Consider the following 19,049-nt stretch of genomic DNA (forward strand, 5'->3'; position numbering starts at 1 on the left):
GGGCACTGAAAGGCAACATCCGTGACTGTTGACATCGACAAGACGGGCTCCGGCCCGGCGGACACCCCGCCGGCCGGCCCGGAGGCCATCAGGGCCATCCCGGTCCGGCACTACGGCCGCTACGTCACCGCGGTCGTCGCGATCGCGCTGCTGGCCGCGGTCGTGTACGCGTTCTCCCAGGGCAAGATCAACTGGGCTGCGATCCCGGACTACTTCTTCGACGACCGGATCCTGTCCGGTATGGGCAAGACGCTGCTGATCACCGTCCTGGCCATGCTCATCGGCATCGTCGGCGGCATCATGCTCGCGGTGATGCGGCTGTCGAAGAACCCGGTGACCTCGTCCATCGCGTGGTTCTACATCTGGTTCTTCCGCGGCACCCCGGTCCTGGTGCAGCTCGTCGTCTGGTTCAACCTGGGCCTGGTCTTCGAGTACATCAACCTCGGCCCGTTCTACCGCGACGAGTGGTCCGACTTCATGACGCCGTTCCTGACGGCGCTGCTCGGCCTCGGCCTCAACGAGGCCGCGTACATGGCGGAGATCTGCCGCGCCGGCCTGCTGGCGGTCGACGAGGGCCAGACCGAGGCGGCCCACGCGCTCGGCATGAGCCACACCAAGACGCTGCGCCGGATCGTGGTCCCGCAGGCGATGCGCGTGATCGTGCCGCCGACGGGCAACGAGGTCATCAACATGCTGAAGACGACCTCCCTGGTGTCGGTCGTCCAGTACTCCGAGTTGTTCAGAGTGGCCCAGGACATCGGCCAGACCTCGGGCGCACCCGCCGAGATGCTGTTCCTTGCGGCGGCCTGGTACCTGCTGCTGACCTCCATCTTCAGCGTCGGCCAGTACTACTTGGAGCGGCACTACGCCCGCGGCTCCAGCCGCAGCCTGCCGCCGACGCCGATGCAGAAGATCAGGGCGAACCTGCTCTCCCTGTCGAACCGCTCCAGCACGACGGGAGGTGCCGCATGACCGCCATGGTCAAGGCCGAGGGCGTCCACAAGTCCTTCGGCGCCATCGAGGTCCTCAAGGGCATCGACCTGGAGGTGAAGACGGGTGAGGTGTTCTGCCTGATCGGCCCCTCCGGCTCCGGCAAGTCCACCTTCCTGCGGTGCATCAACCACCTGGAGAAGATCAACGCCGGACGGCTCTACGTCGACGGCGAGCTGGTCGGCTACCGCCAGAAGGGCGACAAGCTCTACGAGCTGAAGGACAGCGAGGTCGCGGTCAAGCGCCGGGACATCGGCATGGTCTTCCAGCGCTTCAACCTGTTCCCGCACATGACGGCGCTGGAGAACGTCATGGAGGCGCCGATCCAGGTCAAGGGCGTGAGCAAGGCGCAGGCGCGGGAGCGCGCGGGCGCCCTGCTGGAGCGGGTGGGCCTGGCCGACCGGGCCCGCAACTACCCCTCGCAGCTCTCCGGCGGCCAGCAGCAGCGGGTCGCGATCGCGCGGGCGCTGGCGATGGACCCGAAGCTGATGCTGTTCGACGAGCCGACCTCGGCCCTGGACCCGGAGCTGGTCGGTGACGTCCTCGACGTCATGCGCGACCTCGCCGAGTCCGGCATGACGATGGTCGTCGTCACCCACGAGATGGGCTTCGCCCGCGAGGTGGGCGACAGCCTGGTCTTCATGGACGACGGCGTGGTCGTCGAGTCGGGCAACCCGCGCGACGTCCTGACCGATCCGCAGCACGAGCGGACGAAGGCGTTCCTGTCCAAGGTCCTCTGAGGACGGGCGGTCGCGCGCGGAGGGGCGGTACGGAAGATCCGTACCGCCCCTCCGCCGTGTCACGGTCTCACTTCACCGCGAGCAGCAGCGTGTCCGACGGCGAGCACCACACCGGCCGCGCCTCGCCGAAGCCCTTCTCGCGCAGGACGCGCGCGTGCCAGGCCGCCGAGGGCATCTCGCCGTCGGCGTGCTCACCGTAGATCTCGAAGCGGCGGGCGGTCGGTTCGGCGAGGACCGGGTCCTTGGCGGCGAGCTGCCACCACTCGGCCCAGTCGAGCGCGCCCCCGCTCTTGGCCGCGTCCATCTGCGCGTGCCGCTGCGCACGCTCGGCCGCGTTGATCCGGGGCGTCGTGTCGTCGATCATGTGGTCCGCGTTCATGAAGACACCACCGTCGCGGACCAGGCCCGCGACCCGGCCGTAGAGATCCGCGAGGGGGCCGGCGTGGAACCAGTGCAGGGCCGTGGCGGTCAGGACGGCGTCGTACGAGTCGTGCGGCAGCTTCGCCGGCCAGTCGGGGTCCTTGAGGTCGGCGGTGACGAGGGAGACCCGGTCGTCGCCGGCGAAGGTGCCCTCGGCGATCGCGAGCAGCGCGGGGTCGAGGTCCACGCCGGTGCTGGTGGCCCCGGGGAAGCGGGCGAGCAGCCGGGCGGTGATGGTGCCGGTGCCGCAGGCGAGGTCCAGCACACGCGGTGCGGTGCCGACGAGCGCCTCGACCATGTCGAGCATGATCCGGAAGCGGTCCTCCCGGTCCGGCATGTACCACTCCTGCTGCCGGTCCCAGCTCTCCTGCCAGGCCCGCCAGTCGGCGCCGGCCGTGGTGGCGTCGGTGGTGTTCGTGGTGTCGGCGTCCGTCATCGGGCCCCTCCGTGCATGCGTGACGTAATACCCTGGAAGCACGATCAGCTGTTACCCGACCGCAGGCACGACCATAGAGCCCCTTCGTAAGGACTACAAGTGGAACTGGCCTATTACTCGGATTACGCCGTACGTCTCGTCAACACCGAGGAACCGTCCCGAGGACAGGATTCCCTGACCTCGGTCGAGGCCGTCCGCGAACTGTTCGGCGCCAACCAGTCGGCGGCCCGGCGGGCGGCCGACTCGGACGTGACCCGCTTCCGCTCGGTCCGGGGACGGCTGCGGGCGGTGTTCGAGGCGGCCGACGGCGGCGACGAGACCCTCGCCGTGGACCTGCTGAACTCCCTGCTCCTGGAGTTCCCGGTGAGCCCGCAGATCTCCGGCCACGACCACCGCGACGACGACGGCCGCCCGCTGTGGCACATGCACCTGGCGGACCACCCGTCCAACGCCACCGCCGGTTTCGCCGCCATCGCGGCGATGGGCCTCGCCTTCCACCTCACCGAGTATGGAGTGGACCGCCTGGGCCTGTGCGAGGCGGTCCCCTGCCGCAACGCCTACCTGGACACCTCCACCAACCGCTCCCGTCGCTACTGCTCCGACCGCTGCGCCACCCGCGCCAACGTGGCGGCCTACCGCGCCCGCAAGCGTCTGGAGGCGGACCGGGCGGCCGGCACCGGCCTGAGCGCGGACAGCGCCCAGCGGGCCACGGCGAACGGGGAGCGCTGACCCGCCCGCGGCGGCCGGTACCGCAGGCGCACCCTGCCGAGCACCAGGTCCTCGGGGACGACCCCGTAGTCGGTGCTGTCGCCGCCGGCGAAGGCGTTGTCCCCGAGCACCCACCAGCCGGTCCCGCGCCGCTCGACGGCCCGCTTGACCACCAGCAGGTCCTGCTGGAAGGGATGCCGCAGCACGACCACGTCACCCGGCCGGACCCGCGCCCCCCAGTGCACGAGCAGCACGTCACCGTGGTGCAGCGTGGGCACCATCGACGGCCCGGTCACCTCGGCCGGCCCGAAGGGCAGCGCGCCTCTCGCGCGCTCGGTCTCCTGCGACGGCCGCTCCGGCATCACCCGGCACCTCCCGGTCTTTCCTCCATCAGTCTCAGTCTCACCCCCGGACTTTTGTCCCAAGCCCACGGGGGCACTCGCGAAATCGGGCCACCCAGGGAGTAATGTCCCCCCTGAGAAGACGATCACGAGGAAGGAACGCTTCATGCTTTCCCGCCTGTTTGCCCCCAAGGTCACGGTCAGCGCCCACTGCGACCTGCCCTGCGGCGTGTACGACCCGGCCCAGGCCCGCATCGAGGCGGAGTCGGTGAAGGCCGTCCAGGAGAAGATGGCCGGTAACGACGACCCGCACTTCCAGGCCCGCGCCACGGTCATCAAGGAGCAGCGCGCCGAACTCGCGAAGCACCACGTGTCCGTGCTGTGGAGCGACTACTTCAAGCCCCCGCACTTCGAGAAGTACCCGGAGCTGCACCAGCTGGTCAACGACACCCTGAAGGCCCTCTCGGCCGCCAAGGGCTCGACCGACCCGGCGACCGGCCAGAAGGCCCTGGACTACATCGCCCAGGTCGACAAGATCTTCTGGGAGACCAAGAAGGCCTGACCCCTGCATCCCGGGCCGGCGATCGGTGCACCATCGCGGGCCGCAGGACTGACCGGAGGGGCCCGGCCGCAACCCGGCCGGGCCCCTCCGCGTGTCCGCACCCCTCTCGCCTCCGGTGCACGGACGGCTCAGCGCCTGCGGTCGTAGGTGCGCACCACGACACCGTTGCCGAAGGTGCGCACCGAGCCCGCCACGAATTCGGAGACCTCGAAGCCCGAGGCGAACATCGGCATGCCGGTGCCCAGCACCACCGGGTACGTCTTGATCACCAGCTCGTCGACCTCGTCGACCAGCTCCCCGGCGACGGCCGCCCCGCCGCACAGGTAGATGTCGAAGTCGCTCTCCTCCGCCTTCAGTTCACGGACCCTGCCGACCAGGTCCGTCGAGACGATCTCGACGTTGGGGTCGGGCGACTCCGTGAGGGTGCGCGACGCGACGATCTCGCGCATGTGTCCGTATGGGCTGGTGACGCCCTCCTTCAGCGCCAGGTCGTAGCTGCCCCGGCCCTGGACCACCGTGTCGAACCGCTTGTTCGGCAGGTCGTCGATACCGCGCTGCTGCCGGCCGAAGCTCGACACCGTCTCCGGGTACTCCGCCTTCAGGAAGGCGAAGAACTCCTCGTCCACGAACGGGTACATGAACGACGCGTCGCCGTCCGGGCCGCCGATGAAGCCGTCGATCGAACAGGCGATGAAGTACGTGAGCTTGCGCAAACCGGTCTCCTTCTTCCTGGCCACCCCTTGACCACTACGCTCACAGTACTCCGTGTGTAGTTGTCTGGTCTTCTGATTATCCGCTCCGCGGCTCACGCCACATCGGCCACATCACGGGACCGTCGGGCAGCTGGAGGGCCTGACCGGTGAACTCGAAGCCCAGGCGCTCGTACAGCACCCGGCCGCGGGCGCTGCTCGCCTCCAGGTAGGCGGGCGTCCCCTCGCCGTCGCAGCGGTCGAGCACCGACTCCATCAGCGCGGTACCCAGACCCTCGCCCTGCCGCCCGGGGGCCACGCCGATCATCCACAGGTACTCGTGGGCCCGGCCGGTGGGGTGGATGCCCTCGGTGAGCCGGGCTATCAGTTCGACGCGCTCGTTGTCCGGGTCGACGGCCTCGCGCACCAGGGCGGGGACGTCCTCGACGGGCCCCTCGGCGGCCTGTTCGTCCCCGGCCGGTTCGTGCGCGGGTACGGGCAGCCACAGCGCGCAGGCCGCGCCGTCCTCGGTGAGATCGATGTGCCCGTCGGCCAGCACGGCGTCGGTGAAGGCCGCCATGAGCCGGTGATGGGTCAGCCGGCGGTACTCCGCGCCGGGAAAGACCCAGCTGCTGACCGGGTCGTTCTGGAAGGCCTCGTCCAGGAGCCGGACGACCCGCTCCCGGTCGTCCTCCCCCGCCGTCCGGATCACCACGCCCATGGCCCGTCCCGCCCCTTCGGCTCAACATCGTTCGTGTGTACGGAGGTTGAGCCTATCCGGGAGGCCTCACACGTCGGCCGGGCAGGTGAAGGGGGCGGGCCCCGCACACCGTGGGGAAGTGCGGGACCCGCCGGACCGGAGCCGTCGGCGGTGCGGCCGTACGTCGGGTCAGGTGCCGTACGGCCCTGCACGGGCTCCGGGGTCTTGCGGCCGGCCCGGGCGGGCCGGATGGTGCGGCGGGCGGCGGTCGGACGGCCGTTAGGTGGTGCGCCGGGTCACGAACTCGGCCAGCGCGAGCAGTCCGCCCGCCGACTCCGGCTCCGGCACGGCACGGGCCAGTTCCTGCATCGCCCGTGCCATCCGGTCGGCCGCCTGGGCCTGCGCCCAGTCCCGGCCGCCGGCCCGCTCCACGGCCAGGGCGGTGCGCTCCAGGTCCTCCTTGTCCTCGTCGTACGGTGCCGCGTACAGCGCGGCGAGTTCGGCGGCGGCCGGGGTTCCGGAGGTGAGGGCGGCGACCACCGGCAGCGACTTCTTGCGGACGGCCAGGTCCGCGCCGGCCGGCTTGCCGGTGTGGCGCGGGTCGCCCCATATGCCGATGACGTCGTCGATGAGCTGAAAGGCCAGCCCGGCCTGCCGGCCGAAGGCGTCCAGCGCCTCGACGTCCTCGTCGGCGGCACCGGCGTACAGCCCGCCGAGCGCGCAGGCGCATCCCAGCAGGGCGCCCGTCTTGGCCTCCGCCATGGCGAGCGTCTCGTCGAGGGTGACCTCGTGGGGCGCGCGCCGCTCCATCGCCGTGTCCGTGTGCTGGCCCTCGCACAGTTCCATGACGCAGTCGGCCAGTCTGATGGCCGCCGCCGCGGACGCCGGATGCGGGTCCGCGGCGAGCAGCCGCAGGCCGAGTGCCTGAACGGCGTCGCCCGTGACGATCGCGTCGGCGTCGCCGAACACGGTCCAGGCGGTGGGCCGGTGACGCCGGGTGGTGTCCCGGTCCATCACGTCGTCGTGCAGCAGTGTGAAGTTGTGGATCAGCTCCACCGCGGCGGCGGCCCGCACCGCCGCCGTACGGGCCGTGGGCCCGCCGAGCGCGGCGGCCGCCGTGAGGACGAGTGCGGGACGGATCGCCTTGCCCGCGTTGCCCTCGGCGGGCGTGCCGTCCGCGTGCTGCCAGCCGAAGTGGTAGAGCGCGACGCGGCGCATCATCGGGGGCAGTGCGGCGATGGCGGCCCGGAGTTCGGGGTCGACCGACGCCCGGGACTCGCTCAGGAGCACCGCCGCCTCCTGCCCCTCGGACACCTGCGGCCCGGCTCCGCCGGCCGGGGTGCCCGGCTCGTCCGCACGCTGGGTACCGATGGGCCTGTGCCTCTCCGGCGCTCCGGTGGGACCGCGGGTCGCGGTGGCGCCGCACCCGGTCTCCGTCATGGACTCACCTCCCCCATGGGCCCGCTCCCGTACCCCGGGGGTGTACCCGCCCGGGAGGGCGGGGACACGGCGTCGGGCGGACCGGCATCACTGCCAGCGGCCGATCTCGACGTTCTCCAGGACGCCCAGCGCGTCCGGCACCAGGACCGCGGCCGAGTGGTAGGCCGTGACCAGGTACTTGATGATGGCCTGCTCATTGATGCCCATGAAGCGCACCGACACACTCGGCTCGATCTCGTCGGGGATGCCGGTGGCCCGCAGCCCGATGACGCCCTGCTCCTGCTCGCCGGTACGCATCGCGATGATCGAGGTCGTACGGGCCTCGGTGACCGGGATCTTGTTGCACGGGTAGATCGGCACTCCGCGCCAGGTCGGAATGCGGTGGCCGGCGACGTCGATCGTCTCGGGGACCAGTCCGCGCCGGTTGAGCTCCCGGCCGATCGCGGCGATGGCACGCGGGTGGGCGAGCAGCAGCTTGGTGCCCCTGCGGCGGCTCAGCAGCTCGTCCAGGTCGTCCGGTCCCGGCACGCCGTCGTGCGGCTGGATCCGCTGGTCGTACTCGCAGTTGTGCAGCAGGCCGAACTCGCGGTTGTTGACCAGCTCGTGCTCCTGGCGCTCCTTCAGCGCCTCGACCGTCAGCCGGATCTGCTGCTCGGTCTGGTTCATCGGCTGGTTGTACAGGTCGGCCACGCGCGAGTGGATGCGCAGCACGGTCTGGGCGACGCTCAGTTCGTACTCACGGGGCCGGGCGTCGTAGTCGACGAAGGTGTGCGGGATGTCCGGCTCGCCGCTGTGACCGGCGGAGAGGTCGATCGCCTTCTCGCCGTGCTTGTTGGTGTTCTGCTCCGGGAGCGAGCGCTGCTCCTCCAGGTGCGCGCTCAGGGACTCCGCGCGCTCCGCGACCTGGTCCACCTCCTGGCGGGGCAGCACGAGCACGGTGCAAGCGGTGACCGTGCGGGCCGTGTACTCCCAGATGGCGTCCCCGTCGAGCAGCGCCTGGTCGCCGAAGTAGGCGCCGTCGGCGAGGACACCGAGCACCGCGTCGTCACCGTAGGGACCGGTGCCGATCTTCTCCACCTTGCCGTGCGCCAGCAGGTACACCTCGTCGGCCCGGCCGCCGAACGAGGCGATGACCTCGCCGGGGCCGAACTCCCGCTGCTCGCAACGCTGCGCGAGCTCCGACAGGACCTCGTCGTCCTCGTACGACCGCAGCGCCGGCAGCTCGCCCAGCTCCGCGGGGACGACCTCGACGCGGTCGCCGGTCTTCACGAACGTCACGCGGCCGTCGCCGACGGCGAAGGTCAGACGCCGGTTCACCCGGTACGTGCCGCCCTGGATGTCCACCCAGGGAAGCGAGCGCAGCAGCCAGCGTGAGCTGATCTCCTGCATCTGAGGAACGGACTTGGTCGTGGTGGCCAGGTTCCGCGCGGCCGCCGTGCCGAGGCTCTGCTGCGGCCTGGTCTGCTCGGTGCGGACCTCTTCGCCTACCGACATAAGGAATTGCCCTCCCGGTCGTACCGGACGGCTGCGCCCGGCATCGATGTGCGTGGACCAGCCTTCCTCACGGAGCGTGCCAGTGCTATTACACGAAAGAGCGGGAATGGATCACCGGAAGCCGGGGCAGACATGGGGGCTTGTTCGCCGTCTCGGAGTCTTGTTCGGTCCTGTTCAACACCCAGGCCCGGGACGAGATTGGCCGAAAACGCTCGCACGCGCGCCGGGCAAGTAGTAGCCGGGGCTCCGTTTCGGTACAAGCACCGTACGAGACGGTCGTGCCCAGGCGGCCGTCACACAGCGTGAAGGAGTCGGCCGTGGCCTCACCCATGTCCGCGAGCAGCTTCCTCAAGGCACTGAAGGCGGAGGGGCTCACCGTCGTCGAGGTCGGCGACTGGCGCGACCACAACCGCAACCACAAGGGCCCCTGGGGGCCCGTGAACGGCGTGATGATCCACCACACGGTCACGAAGGGCAGCGCTCGGACGGTGGACATCTGCCGCAAGGGCTACGAGGGCCTGCCCGGCCCCCTGTGCCACGGGGTCATCACGAAGGACGGCCGGATCCATCTGGTCGGGTACGGCAGGGCCAACCACGCCGGCCTCGGCGACGACGACGTCCTGCGCGCGGTGATCGCCGAGCGGGCGCTGCCGAAGGACAACGAGGCGAATACCGACGGCAACCGGCACTTCTACGGATTCGAGTGCGAGAACCTGGGCGACGGCGACGACCCCTGGCCGGCGGCGCAGCTGGAGGCCATCGAGCGGGCCGCCGCCGCGGTCTGCCGCCATCACGGGTGGAACGAACGGTCCGTGATCGGGCACCTGGAGTGGCAGCCCGGGAAGGTGGACCCGCGCGGGTTCACCATGGCGTCCATGCGCGCGCGGATCCGGGACCGGCTGAAGTGACGCACCCGCGGCGCGACGTGAGAATGGCCCGGTGACCGGCACCGACCCCTCCGACCTCGCCGCTCTCGGCCCCCGCCTTCCGTCACCCTGCCAGGAGATCGTCGACGGGCGGTTCGAGCGGCACGGCGTCCGCCTGCTGCTGAAGCGGGACGACCTGATCCACCCCGACCTGGTCGGCAACAAATGGCGCAAACTGGCGCCGAACCTCGCCACCGCGCGGGGCCGCACCGTCGTCACGTTCGGCGGCGCCTACTCCAACCACCTGCGCGCCACGGCCGCCGCGGGGCGACTGCTCGGCCTGTCGACGGTGGGCGTGGTGCGTGGTCAGGAACTGGCCGGGCGGCCGCTCAATCCCTCCCTGGCCCGGTGCGCGGCCGACGGCATGCGACTGCACTTCGTCGACCGCTCGACGTACCGCCGCAAGAGCGAGCCGGAGACCCTGGCCGCGCTGCTGCGCGCGGTGGCCGCCGAGGACGCGGTCGTCGTCCCCGAGGGCGGCAGCAACGCGTCGGCCGTCCGCGGCTGCCGGGCCCTCGGCGCGGAGCTGGGCGGACACGCCGACGTGGCCGCCGTCGCCTGCGGCACCGGTGGCACGCTCGCCGGTCTGGCAGCGGGACTGCCCCGGGGCCGGCGGACGCTGGGGATACCCGTGCTCAAGGGCGGCTTCCTGGCCGACGACATACGGCGGCTCCAGGACCGTGCGTTCGGCGGACCGCGCGGCGACTGGAGCCTCGACGACCGCTTCCACTGCGGCGGCTACGCCCGCACGACGCCGGAGCTGGACTCCTTCGCCGACGACTTCGAACACCGCCACGGCCTGCCCGTGGAGCGCGTGTACGTCGCCAAGCTGCTGCATGCCCTGCTCGCCCTCGCCCGGGAGGGCGCCTTCCCGCGCGGGACCACCGTGGCCGCGGTCGTCACCGGCCGGCCGTTCCCGTGACCGCCTCCCGGGCGCGCCCCGCTCACGTGGCCTCCCGGTAGGCCGCCGCCTCCTCCAGGTCGAGGCGGCGAAGCAGCGTCCGCAGCATCTCGTCGTCGATGTAGCGGCCGTCCCGCAGCCGGACGAAGACGTCGCGCTCGGCGCTGATCATCTCCCGGGACAGCCGCCGGTAGGTGTCGTCGACGCTCTCGCCGGTGACCGGGTTGACCTGCCCGAGCCGCTCCCAGACGGCGTTGCGGCGCCGTTCCAGGACCGTGCGCAGGCGCTCGGCGAGCGGGCCCGGCAGGGCGTTGCGCTCGTCGGCCAGCAGCTCGTCCAGGCGCCGCTCGGCCGCCCGGGAGGCCTGTGCCTGGGCGTTGGCCTCGGCGAGCGTCTCGGTCTGCACGTCGCGGGTGGGGAACTTCAGCAGGCGGATCAGCGGCGGCAGGGTGACGCCCTGGACGACCAGCGTGCCGATGACGGTGGTGAAGGTGAGGAACAGGATGAGGTTGCGCTCGGGGAAGGGATCGCCGTCGTGGACGGTGAGCGGGATGGAGAAGGCGATGGCCAGCGAGACCACGCCCCGCATCCCCGCCCAGCCGATGATGAACGGCCCCGTCCAGGAGAGGTCGCCCTCACGCGCGCGCACGCGGGCCGAGAGGCGCGGCAGGTAGGTCGCCGGATACACCCACACGAACCTCGCCACCGCGACCACCAGGAAGAGGGCGACGGCGTACCAGGCGGCTTCGGCGCCCTCGTGCTCCCCGAGCCCCTTGAGCACGACGGGCAGCTGGAGTCCGATCAGGGCGAACACGGCCGACTCCAGCACGAACGCGACCATCTTCCACACCGCCTCCTCCTGGAGGCGGGTGGCGAAATCGACCTCCCACGCGCGGTGGCCGAGAAAGAGCGCGACGACGACCACCGCGAGCACCCCGGAGGCGTGCACCTGCTCGGCGACCGCGTAGGCGAAGAACGGGATCAGCAGGGAGAGCGTGTTCTGCAGCAGCGCCTCCCGCAGATGGGTGCGCAGCCAGTGCAGCGGCGCCATCAGCACCAGCCCCACGCCGACGCCCCCGATCGCCGCGACGACGAACTCCAGGATCCCGCCGGCCCACGTGGCGCCCTCGCCGACCGCCGCCGCGAGCGCCACCCTGAAGGCGGTGATCGCGGTGGCGTCGTTGACCAGGGACTCGCCCTGGAGGATCGTGGTGATCCGGGAGGGCAGCCCCACCCGGCGCGCGACGGCCGTGGCGGCGACGGCGTCCGGCGGCGCGACCACCGCGCCGAGCACCAGGGCTGCCGTCAGCGGCAGACCCGGCACGATCAGGTACGCGGCGCAGCCGACGACGAAGGTCGCGAAGAGGACGTAGCCCACGGACAGCAGCGCCACCGGCCGCACCTGCGCCCGCAGGTCCAGGTAGGAACTGTCGGTGGCCGCCGTGTAGAGCAGCGGGGGCAGCAGCAGGGGCAGGACGATGTGCGGGTCGAGGGTGTAGTCGGGCACGCCCGGGACGTAGCTCACCGCCAGGCCCACCGCCACCAGCAGCAGCGGCACCGGCACCGGCACCCGCCGTCCCGCGGCGGCGACCGCGGCACTGCCCGCCACCAGCGACAGCAGCGGCATCACGTCCATGTCCTCGCCCGCCCTCTTTTTCCGCGCGATGATCCGCACACCCGTCGTAACCTGGCAATCATGAAACAGTGCACGCACGCCGACGCGCTGCCGCACCCCGAACCGGAGCCGCGCGGTGAGACCTGTCCGGAGTGTCTGGCCGAGGGCACGGACCCGGTGCAGCTGCGGCTGTGCCTCGACTGCGGTCACGTCGGCTGCTGCGACTCCTCGCCGGGGCAGCACGCGACGACGCACCACAAGGAGACCGGCCACCCGGTCATGCGCACCTTCGAGCCCGGGGAGAACTGGCGCTGGTGCTTCGTCGACCACGTCCTCGTGTGACCCTCGGCCCGGTACGGTTCGACCGTCTGACGCCTGGGTACGTCAACCCGGCGCGCGCTCTTCCGATTTGGGCCCGCCGAACCCCTAGCCACTGTGCGTGTTCGTGTGTTTACTATGAGTGACAGCATGGGGTTGGGGTCTCGGGGACAGGAAACTTCGGAGCGCGATAACGTCACCGCTGAACCACGTATCGCGTTACCCCGAGGGCGACCCCCTGGCCCTGTAACGCTTGTACCACCTTGGAGGTGAGGGTGTCCCAGATCGCAGGCGAGCCCGCGACCCAGGACTTCGTCGAAGTCCGGCTGCCGGCCGCGGGTGCCTACCTGTCGGTGCTGCGTACGGCGACGGCCGGCCTCGCAGCCCGCTTGGACTTCACCCTCGACGAGATCGAGGACCTGCGCATCGCAGTCGACGAGGCCTGCGCGATCCTGCTCCAGCAGGCCGTGCCCGGCTCGGTGCTCAGCTGTGTCTTCCGCCTCGTCGACGACTCGCTCGAAGTCACCGTCTCGGCGCCGACCACGGACGGCCACGCCCCTTCGCGGGACACCTTCGCCTGGACGGTGCTGTCCGCCCTCGCGGGCAAGGTCTCCTCCGCCGTGGACGAGGACAAAACCGTTTCGATCAGCCTCTACAAACAGCGCGGCGCGGGACCCGGGCCGACGTGAGGGACGGAAACGGGGACGGGGACGGGCCGGTGCGGGACGACGAGCGCGGCACACGGGAGCGGCCGGCCGGGGGCGAGCGTTCTCCGAACGAGGCCCGGCGCACGGCGGACGGCATCGACGGCATCCCCGAGCAGGCCCGGCCGCATCCGGAGGACGAGACCTCTCCCGAGGCCGTCGTTCCGGGCGACGGGCAGCGGACCGGGGACACCCCCGTCCAGCCCGTCCGAGCGGAGGAGAAGGCTCGGGAAAGGGCAACGGGCGGGACGATGAGCGAGCACGAGCGACACTCCGAGGACGACGCGCCGGGTGCCCGGGGCACGCAGGGCACCCGGCACGACCCGCAGGACCGCAGCGGGGCGCGCCTCCTGTTCGCGGAGCTGCGCACGCTGGAGAAGGACAGCCCCGCCTACGCGGAGCTGCGCAACCGGCTGGTCAGGATGCACCTGCCGCTCGTCGAGCACCTCGCGCGCCGCTTCCGCAACCGCGGCGAGCCCCTGGACGACCTGACCCAGGTCGCCACCATCGGACTGATCAAGTCGGTCGACCGTTTCGACCCGGACCGCGGGGTGGAGTTCTCCACGTACGCGACACCGACGGTGGTCGGCGAGATCAAGCGGCATTTCCGGGACAAGGGCTGGGCGGTCCGCGTCCCGCGCCGGCTCCAGGAGCTGCGGCTGGCCCTGACCACGGCCACCGCGGAACTCTCCCAGCTGCACGGGCGCTCCCCCACGGTGCACGAGCTGGCGCAGAAACTCGCGATCTCCGAGGAGGAGGTCCTGGAGGGCCTGGAGTCGGCCAACGCCTACTCCACGCTCTCCCTCGACGTGCCGGACACCGACGACGAGTCCCCGGCGGTCGCTGACACCCTCGGCGCCGAGGACGAGGCCCTGGAGGGCGTCGAGTACCGGGAGTCGCTCAAGCCGCTGCTGGAGGACCTCCCGCCGCGCGAGAAGCGGATCCTGCTGCTGCGCTTCTTCGGCAACATGACCCAGTCGCAGATCGCGCAGGAGGTCGGCATCTCGCAGATGCACGTCTCTCGGCTGCTGGCCCGCACCCTGGCGCAGCTGCGGGAGAAGCTCCTGGTCGAGGAGTAGGCGCAGCGCCCGCGTCGGCGGGCGGCGGCCCCGCCTACTTCTCGGCGTTGCCGGGGCCCCGGATGCCGAGGGCCTGGGTGGTCTCCGGGTTGACGAGCAGCACCAGCGCCGTGACGGAGACCACGGCGAGCACGATGCCCGCCGGAATGGCCGGGCCGTTCGTCGTCAGCAGGTTGTAGGCCACGGGCAGCGCCATGATCTGCGTGATCACGGCAGGTCCCCGGCTCCAGCCGCGTCGACCGAGCAGCCCGCGCGCGGCGAGCAGCGGCAGCAGGGCGAGGACGATCAGGGTGACCCCACCGGTGATCGCGGAGGTCCGGTCGTCGGGATGGCCGGTCAGCCCCCCGACGAGCATCCAGGCGCCGCCCACGACGAGCGCCAGGCCCTCCAGTGCGGCGAGCGCGGCCGCGGCGGTCAGCCGGCGGGGACGGGGGCCCGCCTCTTCGGCGGCTTCGGAAACGGGGTTCGGCTCACTGCTCACCCCTGAAGGGTAGCCCTCCGCGCATCCGCGTCCGCGAGGTGTCCGCCCTGTCACGTGCGCGGTTCCACGGCGGCGATCTTCACCTCGGTCTGGGCCGGGTACCACCCAGTAGGTACCCTGCAAACCATGCGTGCACTTCTCGTGGTCAACCCGGCGGCAACCACCACGAGTGCGCGTACGCGCGACGTGCTGATCCACGCCCTCGCCAGCGAGATGAAGCTGGAGGCGGTCACCACCGAGTACCGCGGGCACGCGCGCGACCTCGGCCGGCACGCGGCGCAGAGTGACGACATCGAGCTGGTGGTGGCCCTGGGCGGCGACGGCACGGTGAACGAGGTCGTCAACGGTCTGCTGCACGCCGGCCCCGATCCGGAGCATCTGCCCGGCCTCGCGGTGGTCCCCGGTGGTTCCACCAACGTGTTCGCCCGCGCCCTCGGCCTGCCCAACCACGCGGTGGAGGCCACCGGCGCGCTCCTGGACGCCCTGCGCGAGGGCAGCGAGCGGACCGTCGGGCTCGGCCTGGCCTCGGGGACGCCGGGGTCGGAGGACGAGGCGGTCCCGTCCCGGTGGTTCACCTTCAACGCCGGCCTGGGCTTCGACGCCGGCGTGGTCGGCCGCGTCGAGCAGCACCGTGAGCGCGGCAAGAAGTCGACGCACGCCCTCTACGTCCGCCAGGTGATGCGCGCACTCGTCGGCGAGCCGCACCGCCGCAGCGGGACGATCACTCTGGAGCGGGCGGGCGAGGACCCGGTCACCGATCTGGTGCTGTCCATAGTCTCGAACACGTGCCCCTGGACGTTCCTCGGCAATCGCCCGATCTACGCGTCACCTGAAGCCTCGTTCGACACCGCGCTCGACGTGTTCGGCCTCAGCCGCCTGTCGACGGCCGCTGTCGCCCGGTATGGCACCCAGTTGCTCACTTCGTCCCCCGAGCGCGGCCCCCGGGGCCGGCACGCGGTCTCCCTGCACGACTTGACCGACTTCACCTTGCATTCGAAGGTGCCGCTCCCCCTCCAGATGGACGGTGACCACCTGGGGCTGCGAACCAGCGTGACGTTCACAGGCGTACGCCGTGCACTGCGTGTGATTGTGTGAGCAGAAGGGGCGAAAGTCCTTTCACTCGAACGTTTAGACCAGGGTCCACCCCATGGAAGTACGGCTGTGACCTAGTCGACACCGAAGAATCAAAAAAAACTTTCCGGAAGGGGTTGTATCCGCCGCCGAGGTTTGCGAGTCTCTTCTTGGCGATCGGGACGGCCCGCAAGACCGGCCTCCACAGATCACCGGAACCCCTCTTCAAACCACAGGACCACGCCAGGGAACCTGGCTGTCGGCCCTTCACTTGTTGAGGGATTCGTGAAAGCGTTCACATTCACAAGCAACCCGCATGTAATACCAAGGAGAGGTAGCAGCCATGGACTGGCGTCACCGCGCCGTTTGCCGCGAGGAAGACCCCGAGCTCTTCTTCCCCATCGGCAACACCGGTCCCGCGCTGCTGCAGATCGAGGAAGCCAAGGCCGTCTGCCGTCGCTGCCCTGTCATGGAGCAGTGCCTGCAGTGGGCGCTCGAGTCCGGTCAGGACTCCGGCGTCTGGGGTGGTCTCAGCGAGGACGAGCGCCGCGCGATGAAGCGCCGTGCCGCCCGCAACCGGGCCCGTCAGGCCTCCGCCTGACACAGCCACCCTGCCTGAGCTTGGCGGCGCGTACAGCGAGTACGCATCCCCCGCTCCCGAGCCGCAGCGCGCAGTACCCCCGATGCGATCGCACGAGCACTGGCCTCGGACCTTCACCGGTCCGGGGCTTTTTGCTGTCGAAGACTCTCCGAAGACGGCCCGAGGAATGCCCGAAAACTGCCCAAGGGCCGCCCGAGGACCCGGCGGCCCCGCGCGCTACTTCGCCGCGGGCACGGGAATGTCCAGAATGACCTGAGTGCCGCGCTCCGGGGCCGGGACCATGTCGAAGGTGCCGCCCAGTTCGCCCTCCACCAGAGTGCGGACGATCTGCAGGCCGAGGTTGCCCGAGCGGTGCGGGTCGAAGCCGGGAGGCAGACCCGCGCCGTCGTCCTGGACGGTGACCCGGAGCCGGGCCTCCTTCGGCGTGCCGCCGCGGACCGCGGAGACCTCGACCGTCCCGGTGTCGCCCTGCCGGAAGCCGTGTTCGAGGGCGTTCTGCAACACCTCGGTCAGCACCATCGAGAGCGGGGTCGCGACCTCGGCGTCGAGGATGCCGAAGCGGCCCGTGCGCCGGCCGGTCACCTTGCCCGGTGAGATCTCCGCCACCATCGCCAGCACCCGGTCGGCGATCTCGTCGAACTCCACCCGCTCGTCCAGGTTCTGGGACAGCGTCTCGTGCACGATCGCGATCGAACCGACGCGGCGCACCGCCTCCTCCAACGCCTCGCGGCCCCGGTCGGACTCGATGCGCCGGGCCTGCAGGCGCAGCAGGGCGGCCACCGTCTGGAGGTTGTTCTTCACCCGGTGGTGGATCTCCCGGATGGTGGCGTCCTTGGTGATCAACTCGCGTTCGCGGCGGCGCAGTTCCGTGACGTCGCGCAGCAGTACGAGTGAACCGATGCGTGTTCCCTTGGGCTTGAGCGGGATGGCCCGGAACTGGATCACCCCGTCGTGCGCCTCGATCTCGAACTCGCGCGGCGCCCAGCCACTGGCCACCTTGGCCAGCGCCTCGTCCACCGGCCCGCGGGACGGGGCGAGTTCGGCGGTGGTCCGGCCCAGGTGGCAGCCGACCAGGTCGGCGGCGAGTCCCATGCGGTGGTAGGCCGACAGTGCGTTCGGGGAGGCGTACTGGACGAGGCCGTCCGCGTCGAGCCGGATCAGGCCGTCGCCGACACGGGGCGAGGCGTCCATGTCGACCTGCTGGTTCTCGAACGGGAAGGCCCCGGCCGCGATCATCTGTGCGAGGTCCGAGGCGCTCTGCAGGTACGTCAGTTCCAGGCGGCTCGGTGTGCGCACGGTGAGCAGGTTGGTGTTGCGGGCGATGACGCCCAGGACGCGCCCCTGGCGGCGTACCGGGATGGACTCGACCCGGACCGGGACCTCCTCGCGCCACTCCGGGTCGCCCTCGCGCACGATCCGGCCCTCGTCCAGGGCGGCGTCCAGCATGGGGCGCCGGCCGCGCGGGACGAGGTGGCCGACCATGTCGTCCTGGTAGGAGGTGGGGCCGGTGTTGGGCCGCATCTGGGCGACGGAGACGTACCGGGTGCCGTCCAGGGTGGGGACCCACAGGACCAGGTCGGCGAAGGAGAGGTCGGAGAGCAGCTGCCACTCCGAGACCAGCAGGTGGAGCCACTCGAGGTCGGAGTCGTCGAGCGCGGTGTGCTGGCGTACCAGTTCGTTCATGGAGGGCACGGGGCTGAGCGTACCTGGCGGTACACCCGCGGGCCGCGGCGCCTGGGAGGGACCCTCAACCCTCCCGGCACCGCAGCCCGGAGCAACATCGGCCGTGGGGTGTGCGGTCCCGGTCGGCCGAAGGATGAGGAACCGGGGCAGTCAGGGCAGAGAGCTCCGGTTCCTCGGTCCGCCCTCCTGTGCGGGGAAGGCGGAAGCCTGACGATCACTTCGCGTGAGTGGCACGGTCAGCGTCTCGTCACCATTCTGGACTAGACCACTGAGCGTGTCCATGCGGTCGACCGTGTTTGTTCTTGCGCGATCCGCCCGTTTCCAGGCGTCCGCGCACCCGCCAGCAGCCTAACCCTGTTGGCTCACCCGCGGGGCCAGACCGCCAGGGCAATTTCCACCAGCGCCTCCAGCTCCGTCCGGCTCGCGCCGTCGCGCGCCTGCTGGGACATGCCCTGGATCATCGCGCCGGCGTGCCGGGCCAGGGCGGCGGCGTCGGTGCCCGGCGGCAGTACGCCCGCGGCCACGTCGGCCGAGATCCGGCTCTCGATCGCGGCGATGTTGGCGTTGCGCCGCACCCGCAGGGACTCCTCCACCTCGGGCGTCGAGCAGTTGGCGGCGGCGTGGACGACGAGGCAGCCGTGCGGCCGGCCGGGGACCGTGTACTCGTCGGCGGCCTCGCGCAGCATCCTCTCTATCCCCGCACGGGCGGTCGGCTCCTCGGCGAGCGCACGGTCGCCGAAGGAGCCGTACCGCACGCCGTACTCCCGGACGACCTCCTCGAAGAGCGAGCGCTTGTCGCCGAAGGCTCTGTAGAGGCTCGGGGCGCCGATGTCCATGACCCGAGTGAGGTCGGAGACGGAGGTGGCCTCGTAGCCGCGCTCCCAGAAGGTCATGAGGGCCGCCTCCAAGGCCGTCGCGCGGTCGAAGGAGCGCGGGCGTCCGCGGCCCCGGCCGGTGGCGGCCCCGGCCGGCGCCCCGGACCGCACGCCCTTCCGGCCCGGCCCGGCACCCTGCAGCCCCTCGCCCTGCCTCTCGCCCTGCCCGTCACCGGTCTCGCCGCCGCGCTCCCTGCTCACCATGGAGTGGATTTTATAGCGGGCACTAGAGAAATGTCGCCGGACTGCTGTACGGTCATTTTTGTAGCGACCGC

At 71.0% G+C, this 19,049-nt stretch carries 21 protein-coding genes; 11 read left to right on the forward strand and 10 right to left on the reverse strand.

Annotated features, from left to right (window positions below):
- The first annotated feature begins 21 nt into the window (after positions 1-21).
- Both ACFW01_RS11355 and ACFW01_RS11360 read left to right on the forward strand, forming a co-directional pair.
- Positions 22-972, forward strand: a complete 951-nt coding sequence (locus tag ACFW01_RS11355) for an amino acid ABC transporter permease (protein WP_234954740.1) — start codon at positions 22-24, stop codon at positions 970-972.
- Positions 969-1,730 carry an amino acid ABC transporter ATP-binding protein gene (locus tag ACFW01_RS11360; RefSeq protein WP_384503102.1) on the forward strand — a complete coding sequence of 254 codons (762 nt, stop codon included), beginning with the start codon at positions 969-971 and terminating at the stop codon, positions 1,728-1,730. Before ACFW01_RS11355 ends, ACFW01_RS11360 begins: the two co-directional genes overlap by 4 nt.
- Positions 1,731-1,797: 67 nt before the next feature.
- Here ACFW01_RS11360 and ACFW01_RS11365 read toward each other — a convergent pair whose 3' ends face one another.
- Positions 1,798-2,586 carry a class I SAM-dependent methyltransferase gene (locus ACFW01_RS11365; protein ID WP_234954741.1) on the reverse strand — a complete coding sequence of 263 codons (789 nt, stop codon included), beginning with the start codon at positions 2,584-2,586 and terminating at the stop codon, positions 1,798-1,800.
- 99 nt (positions 2,587-2,685) lie between these two features.
- Between ACFW01_RS11365 and ACFW01_RS11370 the strand changes: the two genes are divergently transcribed.
- Entirely contained in the window at positions 2,686-3,315 is a 630-nt protein-coding gene (locus tag ACFW01_RS11370) for an ABATE domain-containing protein (protein ID WP_234954742.1), read from the forward strand.
- Here the strand turns inward: ACFW01_RS11370 and sodX are convergent.
- Positions 3,219-3,656, reverse strand: a complete 438-nt coding sequence (gene sodX, locus ACFW01_RS11375) for a nickel-type superoxide dismutase maturation protease (RefSeq protein ID WP_234954743.1) — start codon at positions 3,654-3,656, stop codon at positions 3,219-3,221. The two genes, ACFW01_RS11370 and sodX, sit on opposite strands and share 97 nt — an antisense overlap.
- A 145-nt stretch (positions 3,657-3,801) precedes the next feature.
- Between sodX and sodN the strand changes: the two genes are divergently transcribed.
- Complete coding sequence (gene sodN, locus ACFW01_RS11380; protein ID WP_055417908.1) at positions 3,802-4,197, forward strand: superoxide dismutase, Ni; 396 nt, start codon at positions 3,802-3,804, stop codon at positions 4,195-4,197.
- 128 nt (positions 4,198-4,325) lie between these two features.
- Here sodN and ACFW01_RS11385 read toward each other — a convergent pair whose 3' ends face one another.
- The 4 genes from ACFW01_RS11385 to ACFW01_RS11400 all read right to left on the reverse strand — a co-directional run bounded on the left by ACFW01_RS11385 (position 4,326) and on the right by ACFW01_RS11400 (position 8,520).
- Positions 4,326-4,910 (reverse strand): dihydrofolate reductase family protein, encoded by a 585-nt coding sequence (locus ACFW01_RS11385; RefSeq protein WP_234954744.1) that lies wholly within the window; start codon positions 4,908-4,910, stop codon positions 4,326-4,328.
- A 76-nt stretch (positions 4,911-4,986) separates the two neighbouring features.
- The gene (locus ACFW01_RS11390) at positions 4,987-5,607 is read right to left on the reverse strand and encodes a GNAT family N-acetyltransferase (protein ID WP_384503105.1); all 621 of its coding nucleotides are present in this window, start codon (positions 5,605-5,607) and stop codon (positions 4,987-4,989) included.
- 258 nt (positions 5,608-5,865) lie between these two features.
- Positions 5,866-7,026: a family 2 encapsulin nanocompartment cargo protein polyprenyl transferase gene (locus ACFW01_RS11395; RefSeq protein ID WP_384503107.1), complete on the reverse strand. Its 1,161-nt coding sequence runs from the start codon at positions 7,024-7,026 to the stop codon at positions 5,866-5,868.
- 87 nt (positions 7,027-7,113) lie between these two features.
- Complete coding sequence (locus ACFW01_RS11400) at positions 7,114-8,520, reverse strand: family 2B encapsulin nanocompartment shell protein (RefSeq protein WP_384503109.1); 1,407 nt, start codon at positions 8,518-8,520, stop codon at positions 7,114-7,116.
- A gap of 329 nt (positions 8,521-8,849) precedes the next feature.
- Between ACFW01_RS11400 and ACFW01_RS11405 the strand changes: the two genes are divergently transcribed.
- Together ACFW01_RS11405 and ACFW01_RS11410 are read left to right on the forward strand one after the other, a co-directional pair.
- Entirely contained in the window at positions 8,850-9,428 is a 579-nt protein-coding gene (locus tag ACFW01_RS11405) for an N-acetylmuramoyl-L-alanine amidase (protein WP_234955400.1), read from the forward strand.
- 31 nt (positions 9,429-9,459) lie between these two features.
- Positions 9,460-10,368: a pyridoxal-phosphate dependent enzyme gene (locus ACFW01_RS11410; protein WP_234954752.1), complete on the forward strand. Its 909-nt coding sequence runs from the start codon at positions 9,460-9,462 to the stop codon at positions 10,366-10,368.
- A 22-nt stretch (positions 10,369-10,390) separates the two neighbouring features.
- Here ACFW01_RS11410 and ACFW01_RS11415 read toward each other — a convergent pair whose 3' ends face one another.
- On the reverse strand, positions 10,391-11,983 hold the full coding sequence (locus tag ACFW01_RS11415; RefSeq protein ID WP_384503171.1) for a Na+/H+ antiporter: 1,593 nt from the start codon (positions 11,981-11,983) through the stop codon (positions 10,391-10,393).
- Between the two features lie 60 nt (positions 11,984-12,043).
- Between ACFW01_RS11415 and ACFW01_RS11420 the strand changes: the two genes are divergently transcribed.
- The 3 genes from ACFW01_RS11420 to ACFW01_RS11430 all read left to right on the forward strand — a co-directional run bounded on the left by ACFW01_RS11420 (position 12,044) and on the right by ACFW01_RS11430 (position 14,063).
- Positions 12,044-12,304 (forward strand): UBP-type zinc finger domain-containing protein, encoded by a 261-nt coding sequence (locus tag ACFW01_RS11420; RefSeq protein ID WP_122616162.1) that lies wholly within the window; start codon positions 12,044-12,046, stop codon positions 12,302-12,304.
- A 251-nt stretch (positions 12,305-12,555) separates the two neighbouring features.
- Positions 12,556-12,969 (forward strand): anti-sigma regulatory factor, encoded by a 414-nt coding sequence (locus ACFW01_RS11425; RefSeq protein WP_003973726.1) that lies wholly within the window; start codon positions 12,556-12,558, stop codon positions 12,967-12,969.
- Between the two features lie 29 nt (positions 12,970-12,998).
- Positions 12,999-14,063: an RNA polymerase sigma factor SigF gene (locus ACFW01_RS11430; RefSeq protein WP_234955402.1), complete on the forward strand. Its 1,065-nt coding sequence runs from the start codon at positions 12,999-13,001 to the stop codon at positions 14,061-14,063.
- A gap of 34 nt (positions 14,064-14,097) precedes the next feature.
- Here ACFW01_RS11430 and ACFW01_RS11435 read toward each other — a convergent pair whose 3' ends face one another.
- Positions 14,098-14,544: a hypothetical protein gene (locus tag ACFW01_RS11435; protein WP_125492797.1), complete on the reverse strand. Its 447-nt coding sequence runs from the start codon at positions 14,542-14,544 to the stop codon at positions 14,098-14,100.
- 126 nt (positions 14,545-14,670) lie between these two features.
- On the opposite strand from ACFW01_RS11435, the gene ACFW01_RS11440 reads away from it, so the two are divergent.
- On the forward strand, positions 14,671-15,639 hold the full coding sequence (locus tag ACFW01_RS11440; RefSeq protein ID WP_234954756.1) for a diacylglycerol kinase family protein: 969 nt from the start codon (positions 14,671-14,673) through the stop codon (positions 15,637-15,639).
- Positions 15,640-15,958: 319 nt separating this feature from the next.
- Complete coding sequence (locus ACFW01_RS11445; RefSeq protein WP_003973730.1) at positions 15,959-16,216, forward strand: WhiB family transcriptional regulator; 258 nt, start codon at positions 15,959-15,961, stop codon at positions 16,214-16,216.
- A 216-nt stretch (positions 16,217-16,432) separates the two neighbouring features.
- Here the strand turns inward: ACFW01_RS11445 and ACFW01_RS11450 are convergent, their stop codons facing one another.
- Entirely contained in the window at positions 16,433-17,908 is a 1,476-nt protein-coding gene (locus tag ACFW01_RS11450; protein ID WP_234954758.1) for a PAS domain-containing sensor histidine kinase, read from the reverse strand.
- 353 nt (positions 17,909-18,261) lie between these two features.
- A complete protein-coding gene (locus ACFW01_RS11455) occupies positions 18,262-18,978 on the reverse strand; it encodes a TetR/AcrR family transcriptional regulator (RefSeq protein ID WP_384503113.1) in 717 nt (238 codons plus the stop codon).
- Positions 18,979-19,049: the final 71 nt, after the last annotated feature.

Origin of the sequence: Streptomyces sp. NPDC058985 (genome assembly GCF_042740985.1) — a bacterium.
Classification (GTDB): domain Bacteria; phylum Actinomycetota; class Actinomycetes; order Streptomycetales; family Streptomycetaceae; genus Streptomyces.